This is a genomic window from uncultured Jatrophihabitans sp., from assembly GCF_964252635.1.
Taxonomy (GTDB): domain Bacteria; phylum Actinomycetota; class Actinomycetes; order Mycobacteriales; family Jatrophihabitantaceae; genus Jatrophihabitans.
In genome coordinates, this window is the sequence record NZ_CAXUNP010000017.1 from 3,617 (window position 1) to 17,066 (window position 13,450).

Sequence of the window (13,450 nt, forward strand, 5' to 3'; positions counted from 1 at the left end):
CTTCTCGGTCGCCACGGTCGTCCCGGCGCGTGCCGGCGCATTGTCCGGCGCATCGCCATCCGCGGTGTCCGCGGCGGCGCGTTGCGGCCGACCGCCGATCCGGCGCGCGCGACTGGCCGCGTTCACCCCGGGACGCGGCGCGCGCCGAGCGCCCGCGCCGTCGGACGTGACCTCGGTGTCGTCGGTGCGGGTCGGCGCGTCGGCCTCCGGCGTGGTCGGGCGCGGTTCGTCAGCCATCGCGCGCCTCGCGGTCACACCTCGGCGCAGCTGCTGTGCCGCAGGTCATGAGGACACCCCGTCCAGGCTTTGCACGTCCGATACCAGCCATGTCTTGCCCTTGGGCACGACGGTGAGCTCGAGATCGGTCGGCACCGTCTGGGTCTTCGCGTTCGTGTGGAAGCCGTCGAGCGAGACGAGCACGACGTAGCCCCCGCCCTTGCCGGCCGGCCCCTCGAGTGATGCGTGGTCGATCGTCGCGGAGGCGTCCGACTTCGCCGCGGCGAGCATCTTCTGCGTGCTGGATTTCTGGGCCGCGGTGTCCAACTCCTTGCGCAGGGTGCCGGTCGTCCCGGCAACCGCCCGCGCCCAGTCGGCGTCGAAGTGCGCCACTCGGAAGCTCACCAGGTTGAGCGCGCGCATCTGGGCGCCGGTGACCGCGGACCGCTCGGTCGCGGTGAGGTCGGCACGGTCGCTCGCGTTGCTCTTGTCCGGCAGCAGGAAGGCGAAGTAGATAAGTAGCAAAGCCGCGAGAGCAACTCCGGCGACGCCCGCGACGAGCCACGGGACTGCGCCCGTTCTGCGAGTTGCCATGACTACGTGCGTCTCCTGAGATCGTCGTGTCGCGTGCGCCGTGCTCGATGGGCCCAGACCCTACGCGGGCGCACCGCCGGCCAACGAGAAGATAGGCCGTGCTGCTGGGTCGCCGCTGAGCGTCAATGCAACCCGTCGGTCACGAGTGCCAGCCAGGACGCGTCACCGAGGTGCGCCGGGTGGATCAGCGACGTCCCGATCGTCACCGGCTGCCCGACCTTCAGGTTGTTCGTGACGACCCGCGGGTAGGACTGGTCGCCACCGCTCACGCTCACCGGGTCGCCTCCGGGCACGTGTGCCGAGCCGCGGATGTTCGTGCCGCTCGAGGCGGGTGCCGTGCAGCGCGCCGCGGTGTTCGGCGCGATGGGCGACAAGTCACCCGGGCCGCGCCGCACAGTGTTGTAGCCCTGCTTGTTCTGCTTGGGGTCGCCGCAGTCCTCCGGGGTCTGGCTCAGCTGCAACACATCGGCCAGCCGCACGGTGTTGTGACCCGGGTTGTTCTGGTCGGGGTTGATCACGGACGCGCCGCCCGCGGCCAGTGCCGGGTAGAGCTCGAGCACCTCTTCGACCCCGGGCAGGTGCGCGACGAACATGTTGCCCAGGGTCGACAGGTTGTCGAGCACGACCCCGATGTCCGTGCGGTTCGCCTGTACGAAGTTCTTCACGGTGTTGAGGTCGGTCGGGCCGTTGTCGAGCAGCCGCCGGATGTCCGGGTCGCTCTGCTTGAGCTGGCCGGACAGCAGCTTCAGGTTCTTCGTCCAACTGTCCAGCGCGCCGGTCTCGTCCAATTGGGTCTGCAACACCGGTGCCGAGTCATTGATCAGGGCGATGGCGGCGTTCTCGTTCTGCGACTGGGTCGCGGTCTGCAGCAGGCTGTTCGTGGCGTCCAGCAACCGACCCAGGTCCGGTCCGCGGCCGCCCACCGCCTTACCGAGTTCCGTGACCGTCGTGCGCAGGTTGTTGAGATTGACCGACTTGACCAGCGAGTCCAGGTTGCCCAGCAGGGTCTGGGTCGCGAGCGGGATGTGGTTGCGGCTCATCGGGATGTTCGAGCCGGCACGGACATCGGACCCGGCGCCCTTGCCGGGCGGCACCAGGTTGACGTACTGCTCGCCGACCACGGACCGGTTGGCAATGGTCGCGCTGCTGCTGGCCGGGATCTTCGGCGACTCGCAGTTGTCGAGTTGCAGGTTGACGCGCACGCCGTTCTTGATCAGTTTCAGGGCGCCGACCTTGCCCACCGTGACGCCGCGGTAGGTGACCTCGGCGTTGGAGAAGATGCCGCCCGAATCCGGGAAGTCCGCGGTGATCGTGCAGCCGTTGTCGCCGGTGACGTACTTGGACAGCCCGACGTACTCGGCGCTCACGTAGGACACGCCGAGCAGCGTGATGACGACGAAGAGCAGCAACTGGATCTTGGTGGATCGTCTCAGCATGACCCGGTCACTTCCCCGCTCCGGGCACGAGCGGCATGACCGACTCCGCGGAGGTGCTCTTCTTGGTAGTGGACGTGGTCGACGGCTTGACCGGAGTACTCCCGGCCGACCGCCCGGCCTGCAGGCCACCGACGGTCGGCACCTTCGTGCTGCCGATGCACACGTTGATCAGCCCGCACAGCTCGGTGTTGAGGTTCAGGTCCACGATGGTGTTCATGTTGGCGTAGTCGCCGCGCACGAACTGGCGAGTGTTGCCCAACGGGAACGGGAAGGTGCCCGCGATGCGCAGCGCGCCGGGCAGGTCGTTGCCCGCACCCGTCAGCTTGAGCAGCACCGGGTTGAGGGCTTTGAGCGCGGCGGTGAGCTGGGTCTGCGACGCGTTGACGACATGGGTGGCTACGACGCCGAACTTGGACAGGCTCGTCAGCAGGGTGACCAGTTTCGGCTCGTCCTTGGACAGCACACTCAGCGCCTGCGGATAGGTGTCGAGCGCGTCGGTGATGACCTTCTGGTTCTTGTTCAGCGAGGCCGCGAGCTTGTCGATGTTCTCCAGCGCCGTGGTGATGTCGTTGCGGCCGGCGTTCAGCGTGCCGGTGAATGTCGTCAGCTGGTGCAGCAGATCCCGGGTGGCTTGCTGGCGTTGCGTCGTGCCGAGCGCATTGTTCAACTCGTGGGCGATGGTCTGCAGCTGTGTCAGACCGCCGTCGTTGAGCAGCAGCGACAGCGCCCCGAGTACTTGCTCGGCCTCGTAGGCGGAGCTGGTCCGCGACAGCGGGATGCTGCTGTGGTTGCCCAGCTTCCCCTTCGGCGCCACCCCCGGCTGCGGCGAGAGGGAGACGTACTTCTCGCCGAGCAGCGAGGTCTGTGCGATGTCGGCTCGGGCGTTACCGGGCAGGTGCACGGTGCCGCGGACGACCACCGTGACGGCTGCGACCCACTTGCGCTGCCCGTTCACCTTCGTGGCCGTGAGCTTGACCGTGTTCACCTTGCCGACCGGGACGTCGTTGACCTTGACCGCCGACTGCGGCACGAGGTCGAGGACGTCGCTGAACTGGATGTTCACCGTGTACGGGTGGTCGCCGGTGCTCGCGCCGCCGGGCAGCCAGGTGGCGCTGTACAACCCGGTGAATCCGCAGCCGGAGAGCATCAGGCACCCGGCCAGCAGGACGAGGAACAGCTTGCGCGCGTTCATGATCCGCTCCCCGAGACGGCACCCGGGATCATCGGCAACCCCGACCCGCCGGTCGTGCCGCTGGGCACCGACGGCACGGTCGGCGCGCTCCCTGACCCGGGCACGGTCGGCATGGTCGTGCTGGGCAGCGAGGTCGAGTTCGGTGCGAGACCGGCAACGGTGCTGCAGGTCTTGGACACGTTGCCGCCGAGAACGGGCAGACCGCCGGTCACCTTCGACAGCGTGGTGCACACCTGACCCACGAGCGTCGACAGCGACAGGTTGCTCAGCGAGGCGATGTTGCTGCGGGTGGCCAGCGCGCCGTAGTTGGCGGTCGGGTAGTAGGCGTGCGTGATGTTGGCGAGCGCGATGGGCGCTACCGAGAGCGCCTCGTTGACCGACGCCTTCTGCTTGACGACGGTGTTCGTGATGGAGGCCAGGCCCTTGAAGTCGGTATGGAACTTCGCGGCGTTGTCCTTGACGAAACCGTTGACCGCGTCGAGGGCGAGACCGAGGTCGTGCAATGCGGTACCGAGGTCACCACGTTCACCTGCGAGGTCGCTGGCGGCTTGGGCGAGTTGGTTGTTGAAGTCCCGCACGTACTTGTCGTTGTTCTTCAGCGTGGTGGTGAACTGCTGCAGGTTGCGGACCGTGGCGAACAGGTTGCCACGGTTGTCCGAAAGAGTGCGCGCGGCCTCAGACATTTGGTGGATGCTGTTTCCCAGCGCCGCGCCGTTGCCCTTGAGGTTGGCCGCCGAGACGTCGACCAAGGCGCTCAGTGCACCCTGCTGCTTGGTGCCGCCCTTGTTCACGCCGGCCGGGCCGAGCGCGACCGACAACTTGTTCAGCGCCGAGTAGATCTCGTCGAGCTCGGCCGGTGCCGCAGTGCGCTTGACCGGGATGACGGCTCCCGATTTCATCACCGGGCCGGACTTGTAGACGGGCGCGAGCTGGACGTACCGGTCGCTGACCAGTGAGTTGGCGACGGTGACGGCGCCGCCGTTCGCCGGCACTTTGTAACTACTGCTGTACTCCATCTTGACTTCGACGTACCCGGCCTTCGGCGTGACCGCGGTGACGTCCCCGACCTGCACACCGAGGATCTTGACGGGTGTGCCCTTGTAGATGCCGACGGCGGCCGAGAAGTCGGCGGTGGCCGTTTTCTGGCCGGCGTCGCGCAGGACGAAGTACCAGATGCCGCCGGCGACGACCGCGAGCACCACCGCGATGGTGATCACGCGCGACATGTTCTTGCGCAGGGTGGCGATCACTTCGACTCACCGATCCCGACCAGGCCCAGCACACCGGTGGGGCTGAGGTTCTGGATGTAGTTGTCGAACCAGTTGCCGTTGCCGACGACGTTGTTGAAGACCCGGTAGAACGGGCCGAGCAGCGACAAGCCGCGATCGAGGCTGTCCTGATTCGACTGCAGCGTCTTCAGCACGTCGTCAAGCTGGTTCAGCAGTGGTCCCATCGTCTTCTGGTTGTCGCTCACCAGGCCACGCAGCTGAGCACTGACCGTCGCGGTGTTGAGCAGCAGCGAGTGGATGGCGTCGCGGCGGGAATTCAGCTCCGCCAGCAGCAGGCTGCCGTCCTTCAGCAGCTGTGCGACCTGCTGGTCACGTTGCGCCAGGGTGTGCGTGACCGTGTTGGCACTTGTCAGCAAGGTGGTGATCTGCGCGTCGCGAGACGAGATGGTCTGCGAGAGCCGGGACAGCCCGGTGACGACGGGACGCACATCGCTGGGCGTGCCGGAGAAGTCCGACGCGAGGGTGCGCAGCGACTTCTGCAACTCCGGCGTGTTGAGCCCCTGGACGGTGTCGGTGAGCTTCGTGAACGCCGGGTACACGTCGAACGGCGTCGTGGTCCGACTCGTGCCGATCGCGTCTCCGGTCGGCTGCGCCTTCGAACCGGTCGAGTTGATGCTCAGGTACTTCTGCCCGAGCAATGTTTTCAGCTTCAGGTCGATCGTGCTGCGGTCGCCCACCCAGCCCTGCTTGACGTCGAACTGCACCTTGACCTTGTCGCCGTCGAGCGTGACGTCGGTGACCTTGCCCGCCTTCACCCCGGCGATGCGCACGTCGTCGTCAGGCTTGAGGTTCGCCGAATCGGTGAAATAGGCGGTGTAGGACGTGCCGCCTCCGATCAGCGGCAGCGACGCCGCGTTGAAGGCCGCGATCAGCAGTACCAGCAGGAAGACGAGTCCGATGATGCCGATCGGCAGCGGGTTGCGTGAGGAGAACGACTTACCGATGCGCGGCGACTTGCGCGTGGTCAGCGGCTCGGTCCCCGAACTCTGCGTGCCCTGGTCGGCCTGCGTCTCGTTGCTCATCACTTACACCGGCTTCCGGCGCCGCCGGTGTTGGCGAGGTTGACGTCACTGGTCTGAGTGCCGAGGGTCAGCTTGCCGGTCAGCGAGCAGATGTAGAAGTTGAACCACGACCCGTAGCTGGCGGTCCTGATCAACGCGCCGACGGTGGGCGCGAACTGCTGCAGGACGTACTTGACGGTCCCGGTGTTGCGGTTGAGCAGCGCGAGCAGCCCGGTGGTGCTCTTGATGTCGGCCGCGAGCGGCGGCCGGATCCTCGTCAGCAACCCTGCCGTGGACGTGGTCAGATCGTTGACGCCGTCGATGGCGTTGCCGATCGTGTTTCGGTCGTTGGCCAGACCGTGCAGGAAGCTCGCGAGATTGCTGATCAACGCGCTCAGCTCGGTGTCCCGACCGGCGATCGCGCCGAGCACGCCCGACAGGTTCTTGATGACGTCGCCGATGACGGCGTCCTTGTCGGCCAACGCGTTGGTCAGGGACGCGACGTTGGACAGGAGCTGTTCGAAAGCGCCGCCCTCGCCCTGCAGCGTCTGCACGATCTCCAACGAGAGCTGGTTCAAGGCATTGGGAGCGAGCCCCTGCGTCAAAGGCTGGAATCCGTTGAACAGGGTGGTGAGGTCGACGGCCGGATGCGTCTGCTTGATCGGCAACGTCTTGGTCAACGTTTTGGTGGTGGGCGGACCCTGCTCGATGTCGAGATACCGCTGACCGACGAGGTTGCGATAACGCAGGTACGCCTGGACGTTGGCCGGCAGCGTCTTCGACGGCCCGAAGGCCGAGGACTCCTGCACCGTGAACGCCACCTCGGCGAAGCTGTCCTTGCCGTGCTTGCCGCGCTCGAGGGCGATGTTGTCGACGGTGCCGACCCGCACACCCGCGATGCGCACGTCGTCACCGAGCTCAAGTCCGGACACATCGGTGAACTCGGCGTGGTAGGTCTTCGCGCTGCCGTAGGACGTGTTGCTGATGGTCGCCGCCAGCACATAGGTGGCCACCGCCGTGACGACGAGGAACGCCACCAGCTTGATCAGTGGGGAGAGCAGTCCTCTCACTTGGCCACCACCTGCTGACCGCGCAGGAGCGGACCCGCCAAGTAGGTCGCAACGCCCGGCACCTTGTTCGGGGTCGTGTGCATCGAACCGGAGATCAGCGTCGAGACGTAGGCGTTCTCGGCGCTCGAATTGAGCGCCTTGTCGTCGGCATCGCTACCGCGCTGGGCACACGCGTCGTTGGTCAGCGGCGCGCCGTCGTTCAGGCACCGATATTTCCCGGGGATCTGGAACGGCTTCTGCGGGGTGGGCAGGCCGAAGCAGTTCGCTCCGTACCCCGTGACATTGCGCGGCTCCTGGCCCTGCGTATAGGGCTTGCGGTCGTTGGGGTTGGCCACCGTGATGAACAGGTGGATCTGGTGGTTGTAGATCGCTTTGACCGCGCCCTTGTACAGATTGTTGATGCCGGTGGCCAGACAGCTGAATTCGGGCGAGTACCGCTGCAGGAGCGGGAAGATCTTGTTGGTCTGGTCGGACACCGCGATGATGCGCTGCTCGTTCTCGGCGAGGAAACCGCGCAGGACGTCGGACGTCTGCGCGCCGCTGGTCAACAGCGATGAGAGTTGCGCCTGCTTCTCAACGACGGTGCGTGCGCCCGTCTCGAAGTTCTGCAGGGTCGAGTACACGTCGGGCAGCACGTTGTGGTACTCCAGCGCGACCTGCCCCAGGCTCTTGAGATCCGCGACGAGCTGCTTCGTGTGCGGGTTCATCACCTTGAGGTACTTGTCGAAGTTGACGAGCGTCTCGCCGAGTTCGTTGCCCCGCCCGCGCAGCGCCGTGGCCAGCGCCGTCAGCGTCGCGTCCAGCTGTTCGGGATGCACGGCGGTCAGCAGCGGGTAGAAGTCGCTGAGCACCTTCTGCGCCTCGAGCGCGCCCTTGGAACGGTCCTGGGCGATGGTGCCGCCGTTCTTGATCGCCGGGTTGCTGGGCCCGACCAGGCCCTTCGGCGACGACAGCGCGACGTACTGCTCACCGAACAAGGTCTTCGGCAGGATCCGGGCCGTGACGTCGGCCGGGATCTGCTTCGCCTTGTCCGGGTCCAGTTTCATCTTGACGATCGCGCCGCTGCCGGACGAGTCGATGGTGGCGACCGACCCGACGATGAGCCCGTCCAGCTTGACGTCGGAGTCCTTCTGCAGCTCGTTGCCGGTGAAGTCGGACTTCAGCGTGACATCGGTGAAGCTGGTGAACGCCTTGTTGTAGATCGCGATGGACAGCGAGATCAACCCGATCACGACCACGATGAAGGTCAGGCCGAGCAGACGTCTCTTTACGACCGCACCGAACGACTCGCCGGCCATGTCAGCCCGCCAACCTGACGCTGGTCGTCGAACCCCAGATCGCGAAGGACAGGAAGAAGTCGATGATCGTCGTCGCGACGATCGCGAGGCGGACAGCCCGACCGACCGCCACACCCACGCCGGCCGGTCCGCCGGAGGCCGTGTAGCCGAAGTAGCAGTGCGTCAGGATGATCACGAACGCGAAGACGAGCACCTTGAAGAAGGACCAGATGACGTCCTCGGGCGGCAGGAACAGGTGGAAGTAGTGCGAGTAGGTGCCCGCCGAATCGCCGTAGTAGTAGACGACGATCGCGTACGACGCGAGGTAGGACGTCAGCAGCCCGATGACGTAGAGCGGGATGACGGCGATGAAGCCCGCGATCATCCGGGTGGTGACGAGGAAGGGCAGGCTGGGCACCGCCATGACCTCGAGGGCGTCAACCTCTTCGCTGATGCGCATGGCGCCGAGCTGTGCGGTGAATCCGCAGCCGACGGTGGCCGAGAGTGCAAGGCCGGCGACCAGCGGCGCGATCTCGCGGGTGTTGAAGAACGCGGTGATGAACCCCGAGTAGGACTCGACGCCGAGCACCTGCAGCGCCTGGTAACCCTGCAGGCCGACCTCGGTGCCGGTGAAGAACGACAGGAAGCCGATGACCCCGACCGTGCCGCCGATGATCGCCAGTGACCCGCTGCCGAAGACCACCTCGGACAGCAGGCGCATCGTCTCCTTCTTGTAGCGCGTGATCGTGCGCGGCGTCCACGCGATGGCGCGCCCGTAGAACGACATCTGCTCGCCGAAGTCGTCGAGCACGCCCAGCGGAACGGTGAAAGCCTTCTTCGCGTTCGCGATCAGGTCGGTTGCCATGTCACGACCCCTTCGCCGGTACGACTTCGAAGTACACCGCGGTGATCACGAAGTTCACCGCGAACAGCAGCATGAACGTGATGACCACGGACTGGTTGACGGCGTCACCCACGCCCTTGGGGCCGCCACCGGCGTTCAATCCCTTGTAGGAGGCGACGACGCCGGCGAGCAGGCCGAAGATCAGCGCCTTGATCTCGCCGGTGTAGAGGTCGGGCAGCTGCGCGAGCGCGGAGAAGCTCGCGAGATAGGCACCGGGCGTACCGCCCTGCAGGACGACGTTGAAGAAGTAACCGCCGGCGACGCCGACGACACACACCAGGCCGTTCAGGAAGACCGAGATCATCATGCAGGACAGCACGCGCGGGACCACGAGCCGCTGGACCGGCGAGATGCCCAGCACCTCCATCGCGTCGATCTCGTCGCGGATCTTGCGGCTGCCGAGGTCGGCGCAGATGGCCGAGCCGCCGGCACCGGAGATGAGCAGCGCGCACACGATCGGGCTGGCCTCGCGGATGATGGCGAGCACCGACGCCGAACCGGTGAACGACTGCGCGCCGATCTGCTCGGCGAGCGTGCCGAGTTCGAGGGCGATGACCGCGCCGAACGGGATCGCGACCATCATCGTCGGGAAGATCGTCACGCTGGCGATGAACCACGCCTGCTGGATGAACTCCCGTACCTGGAAGGGCCGCTTGAACGTGTACCGGCCGACGTCCAGGAACATCGCGAAGAGGCTGCCTGCCTGCTTCACGCCGCCGACGGGCGATAAGGACACCATCAGCTGTTACCGGACCCCGCGGTCTCCCGCTCGCGGGTCTGCTGGCCGTCCCGTCCGTTGTCGCTGTCGTCGTTGTCGTCGGCGTTGTCGTTCTGGTGTTCCTTCTGCAGCTTCTTCATCTTCTCGGCCTCGCGGTCCTCTTCGGCCATCAGCCGCTTGATCGCGTCCTGCGCTTGCTCGGGCAGCGTGTGCATGTTGTCCAGCACCCGCTGGCGGCGGCGCGCGACGGCCTTGCGCTCGGGCACACCGGGCGAGCAGGTCATCTGCAGCGGGACGCCGGAGACTTCCTCGCCGCCGTCGCGCATGCCCTGCTCGAACATGGCCTGCTCGGCGGCCATCTGCGCGGCGTCCTTCTCCTCGCTCATGCCGATCGGGCCGTTCATGTTGCCGTTGAGGAACTGCTTGATGACCGGCTCCTCGCTGGTCAGCAGCACCTCGCGGGGGCCGAACATCACCAGCTCGCGGCGAAAGAGCATGCCCAGGTTGTCCGGCACGGACCGCGCCATGTTGATGTTGTGCGTGACGATGAGGAACGTGGCGTCGGTCTGCGCGTTGATGTCGAGGAACAGCTGGGCGATGTAGGTCGTGCGAACCGGATCCAGGCCGGAGTCGGGCTCGTCCACGAGGATGATCTCCGGGTTGAGCACCAGAGCCCGGGCCAGCCCGGCACGCTTGCGCATACCACCGGAGATCTCGCCCGGCAGCTTGCCCTCGGCCCCGGCCAGGCCGACCATGTCCATCTTCTCCATGACGATGTCACGGATGTCGCTCTCGCTCTTCTTGGTGTGCTCGCGCAGCGGGAACGCGACGTTGTCGTAGAGGCTCATGGAGCCGAACAGCGCGCCGTCCTGGAACAGCACACCGAACAGCTTGCGAATGTCGTAGAGCTGGCTTTCCTTGCAGTGCGCGATGTCGACGTCGCGGATGAAGATGGAACCCTTGTCCGGCTTGAGCAGCCCGATGAGGGATTTCAGGAACACCGACTTGCCGGTGCCGGACGGGCCGAGCAAGGCACTGACCTCACCCGGCGGCAGGGTGAGCGTGACGTCGCCCCAGATGGTCTGGCGCCCGAACTTCTTCGTCAGTTCGTGGACTGCGACTTCAACTCCCACGAGCAAGCCCTCCGCTTGGTGCACCCCGGTCACGACGCACGACAGATGCATTTGCCCGGTTCGAAACCGCATGTCTACTCGCCGGTAACGCAAGTGTCGCGACCCAGCGTCGCACATTTTTCCCTGTGACGCTCGTCAAAGTTCTTACGCGATCGGTTACGGCGGGTATCGAATTTATCAAGATCATCAACGCCTGGTCCGGGACCCAGGTGGAGCCTGTGCGGCACCGCAGCCGAGGCTGGTCGGCAGCGGTGTGTGCTCGCCGGTCCAGTATCGAGGCGACGACGCGCCGCTCGAGACCGCAGGGAGACAGATGACCGCACCGGACGCCCAGTTGGTCGTCAGTACACGTGGCGATGTCGTGGAGTCATGGCACCGCGGCCGCGTCGTCGTGCTGCATGGGGAGCGCGTGCTCACCCTCGGCGATGTCCACACGCCGGTCTACGCGCGGTCGGCGCTCAAACCGCTGCAGGCGACTGCCCTCGCTGCCGCGGGTTTCGTGCCCGCCCCGGCCGAGCTCGCCCTCGCCGCCGCGAGCCACAGCGGCGAGGACGTGCACCTGCGCGGCGTGCGGCGCATCCTGGCCGGCGCCGGGCTCGTCGAGGCGGATCTCCAGTGCCCGCCGGCGCTCCCCAGCGAGCCGGCGGCGCTCGCCGCGTACCTGCGGTCGGGCGCAACCGCGGCACCCGTGTGCCACAACTGCTCGGGCAAGCACGCGGCCATGGTCGCCACCTGCGCGGGCGCCGGGTGGCCGGTGGGCGACTACCTGCTGCGCGACCACCCGCTGCAGGTCGCGATCGCCGCCGAGATCGAGCGCCGTACCGGTGCGGCCATTGCCGCGACCAGCGTCGACGGCTGCGGCGCGCCGGCGCACGCCGTGTCGCTGACCGCATTGGCGACGGCGTTCGCCTCCCTGGCCGGGGCACCGGCAGACTCCGCGGCCGGCCGGGTGTGCGCGGCCATGCGGGCCCAACCGCACTTGGTCGGCGGCACCGGCCGTCCGGTCAGCGAGCTGATGGCCGAGGTCGACGGCCTGGTGTGCAAGGACGGCGCCGAGGGCGTGTGGGCGGCGGCCCTGCCGGACGGGCGGGCGTTCGCGGCCAAGGTCGACGACGGCGCATCGCGCGCGCTCGGGCCGCTGCTCGCCACCGTGCTCGAGGCCTGGGGGTTCGACGGCCCTGCGGTGCGTAGCTGGGCCGCGGTGCCGGTGCTCGGCGGCGGGCGGCCCGTCGGCGACGTGCGCGCCGCCCCGCAACTGCGCGCCCTGCTCGCCTCGGCCTGACGTCGACACATGCCGTTCCGCCACCGTCTCGGCCGAGTGAGACGGATGCCGCGGCGGTCGTCTGGCCGCAGACGCCGCGAGGGCGGCCCGCGACGTGCGCGGACCGCCCTCGGCGGATAGTGCGGTGTTGCCGGTGAACAGGTCTTACTTGACGGTCACCGTGGCGCCGGCGCCCTCGAGGGCCTCCTTGGCCTTGTCGGCGGCCTCCTTGTTGACCTTCTCCAGCAGCGGCTTCGGTGCGCCGTCGACGAGGTCCTTGGCCTCCTTCAGGCCGAGGCTCGTGAGCGTGCGCACCTCCTTGATGACCTGGATCTTCTTGTCGCCGGCAGCCTCGAGGATGACGTCGAACTCGTCCTGCTCCGCCTCGGCCTCGGCCGGAGCGGCGGCGCCGCCGCCGGCAGCCGCGACCGCGACGGGCGCGGCAGCGGTGACGTCGAAGGTCTCCTCGAACTGCTTCACGAACTCGCTGAGCTCCAGGAGGGTCATCTCCTTGAAGGAGTCGAGCAGCTCGTCGGTGCTGAGCTTCGCCATGATGGCGTCCTTTCTGTGGTGCCGGATGAGCCGGCGTGGATGGATGCGCTCGTGAACGAGCGCGGTTACTCCGCCGGCTCGGCGGGGGTTTCGGGTGCTGCGTCGTCCGACGCAGCGGGTGCCTCGGCGTCGACCGCCTCAGCGGCGGCGTCGGCGGAACCGGTCTCGGCCACAGCGGCCTCGGCGGTACCGGCGTCGCCGGGCTTCTTCTCTTCCAGGGCCTTGGCCAGGCGTGCCATCTGCGACAGCGGGGCCTGGAACAGACCGGCTGCACGGGTCGGGAGGGCCTTGAGGCCACCGGCCAGCTTGGCGAGCAGGACCTCACGCGACTCGAGGTCGGCGATCTTGCCGATCTCGGTGGCATCGAGCGCCTTGCCGTCGAGCACGCCGCCCTTGATCACGAGCAGCGGGTTGGTCTTCGCGAAGTCACGCAGACCCTTGGCCGCCTCGACGGCGTCGCCCTTGACGAATGCGATCGCCGTCGGGCCGACGAGCAGGGACTGGTCGAGCGGAACCCCGGCGTCGGTCGCGGCACGCTTGGTCAGGGTGTTCTTGACGACCGCGTAGGTCGTGTCGCGGCCCAGGGCACGGCGCAGGTCACTGATCTGCTTGACGGTGAGCCCGCGGTACTCGGTGACGACCGCGGCCGACGAGCTGGTGAAGTGCTCGGTGATCTCGTCGACGGCACTGAACTTCTCGGAACTCGGCATCTACTGCCTCCTCTCATGCTTCGAGCCGGTCGCCGTGCGGCGCGGGCTCAGAGACGAGAAACGCCCCGGCGCAGGGCGCACGGGGCGGCGGCAAGCC

General features: G+C 67.2%; 13 protein-coding genes. 1 reads left to right on the plus strand and 12 read right to left on the minus strand.

Annotated features, from left to right (window positions below; translation table 11 throughout):
* Positions 1-282 precede the first annotated feature (282 nt).
* The 10 genes from ACFFCA_RS09855 to ACFFCA_RS09900 all read right to left on the minus strand — a co-directional run bounded on the left by ACFFCA_RS09855 (position 283) and on the right by ACFFCA_RS09900 (position 10,830).
* The gene (locus tag ACFFCA_RS09855) at positions 283-810 is read right to left on the minus strand and encodes a hypothetical protein (protein WP_375484242.1); all 528 of its coding nucleotides are present in this window, start codon (positions 808-810) and stop codon (positions 283-285) included.
* A 122-nt stretch (positions 811-932) separates the two neighbouring features.
* A complete protein-coding gene (locus ACFFCA_RS09860; RefSeq protein ID WP_375484244.1) occupies positions 933-2,246 on the minus strand; it encodes an MCE family protein in 1,314 nt (437 codons plus the stop codon).
* A 7-nt stretch (positions 2,247-2,253) separates the two neighbouring features.
* Positions 2,254-3,438: an MCE family protein gene (locus ACFFCA_RS09865; protein ID WP_375484246.1), complete on the minus strand. Its 1,185-nt coding sequence runs from the start codon at positions 3,436-3,438 to the stop codon at positions 2,254-2,256.
* The gene (locus ACFFCA_RS09870; RefSeq protein WP_375484248.1) at positions 3,435-4,688 is read right to left on the minus strand and encodes an MCE family protein; all 1,254 of its coding nucleotides are present in this window, start codon (positions 4,686-4,688) and stop codon (positions 3,435-3,437) included. The genes ACFFCA_RS09865 and ACFFCA_RS09870 overlap by 4 nt, the downstream gene beginning before the upstream one ends.
* Positions 4,685-5,749 (minus strand): MCE family protein, encoded by a 1,065-nt coding sequence (locus ACFFCA_RS09875; RefSeq protein WP_375484250.1) that lies wholly within the window; start codon positions 5,747-5,749, stop codon positions 4,685-4,687. Before ACFFCA_RS09875 ends, ACFFCA_RS09870 begins: the two co-directional genes overlap by 4 nt.
* A complete protein-coding gene (locus ACFFCA_RS09880) occupies positions 5,749-6,798 on the minus strand; it encodes an MCE family protein (protein WP_375484252.1) in 1,050 nt (349 codons plus the stop codon). The genes ACFFCA_RS09875 and ACFFCA_RS09880 overlap by 1 nt, the downstream gene beginning before the upstream one ends.
* Positions 6,795-8,096, minus strand: coding sequence for an MCE family protein (locus tag ACFFCA_RS09885; RefSeq protein WP_375484254.1), 1,302 nt, complete (start codon positions 8,094-8,096; stop codon positions 6,795-6,797). The genes ACFFCA_RS09880 and ACFFCA_RS09885 overlap by 4 nt, the downstream gene beginning before the upstream one ends.
* 1 nt (position 8,097) lies before the next feature.
* A complete protein-coding gene (locus tag ACFFCA_RS09890) occupies positions 8,098-8,940 on the minus strand; it encodes an MlaE family ABC transporter permease (protein ID WP_375484256.1) in 843 nt (280 codons plus the stop codon).
* Between the two features lies 1 nt (position 8,941).
* Positions 8,942-9,715: an MlaE family ABC transporter permease gene (locus ACFFCA_RS09895; protein ID WP_375484258.1), complete on the minus strand. Its 774-nt coding sequence runs from the start codon at positions 9,713-9,715 to the stop codon at positions 8,942-8,944.
* Positions 9,716-9,717: 2 nt separating this feature from the next.
* Positions 9,718-10,830 carry an ABC transporter ATP-binding protein gene (locus tag ACFFCA_RS09900; protein WP_375484260.1) on the minus strand — a complete coding sequence of 371 codons (1,113 nt, stop codon included), beginning with the start codon at positions 10,828-10,830 and terminating at the stop codon, positions 9,718-9,720.
* 313 nt (positions 10,831-11,143) lie between these two features.
* Here ACFFCA_RS09900 and ACFFCA_RS09905 point away from each other — a divergent pair, with 313 nt between their 5' ends.
* Entirely contained in the window at positions 11,144-12,112 is a 969-nt protein-coding gene (locus tag ACFFCA_RS09905) for an asparaginase (protein WP_375484262.1), read from the plus strand.
* Positions 12,113-12,256: 144 nt separating this feature from the next.
* Here ACFFCA_RS09905 and rplL read toward each other — a convergent pair whose 3' ends face one another.
* Positions 12,257-12,643: a 50S ribosomal protein L7/L12 gene (gene rplL, locus ACFFCA_RS09910; RefSeq protein WP_375484263.1), complete on the minus strand. Its 387-nt coding sequence runs from the start codon at positions 12,641-12,643 to the stop codon at positions 12,257-12,259.
* 65 nt (positions 12,644-12,708) lie between these two features.
* A complete protein-coding gene (gene rplJ, locus ACFFCA_RS09915) occupies positions 12,709-13,353 on the minus strand; it encodes a 50S ribosomal protein L10 (protein WP_375484265.1) in 645 nt (214 codons plus the stop codon).
* Positions 13,354-13,450: the final 97 nt, after the last annotated feature.

Excerpts from the sequence above, each read along its gene's own strand:
- ACFFCA_RS09855 (WP_375484242.1), bottom strand. The coding sequence starts at position 810 with ATGGCAACTCGCAGAACGGGCGCAGTCCCGTGGCTCGTCGCGGGCGTC.
- ACFFCA_RS09860 (WP_375484244.1), bottom strand. The coding sequence starts at position 2,246 with ATGCTGAGACGATCCACCAAGATCCAGTTGCTGCTCTTCGTCGTCATC.
- ACFFCA_RS09865 (WP_375484246.1), bottom strand. The coding sequence starts at position 3,438 with ATGAACGCGCGCAAGCTGTTCCTCGTCCTGCTGGCCGGGTGCCTGATG.
- ACFFCA_RS09875 (WP_375484250.1), bottom strand. The coding sequence starts at position 5,749 with ATGAGCAACGAGACGCAGGCCGACCAGGGCACGCAGAGTTCGGGGACC.
- ACFFCA_RS09885 (WP_375484254.1), bottom strand. The coding sequence starts at position 8,096 with ATGGCCGGCGAGTCGTTCGGTGCGGTCGTAAAGAGACGTCTGCTCGGC.
- ACFFCA_RS09890 (WP_375484256.1), bottom strand. The coding sequence starts at position 8,940 with ATGGCAACCGACCTGATCGCGAACGCGAAGAAGGCTTTCACCGTTCCG.
- ACFFCA_RS09905 (WP_375484262.1), top strand. The coding sequence starts at position 11,144 with ATGACCGCACCGGACGCCCAGTTGGTCGTCAGTACACGTGGCGATGTC.
- rplL (WP_375484263.1), bottom strand. The coding sequence starts at position 12,643 with ATGGCGAAGCTCAGCACCGACGAGCTGCTCGACTCCTTCAAGGAGATG.
- rplJ (WP_375484265.1), bottom strand. The coding sequence starts at position 13,353 with ATGCCGAGTTCCGAGAAGTTCAGTGCCGTCGACGAGATCACCGAGCAC.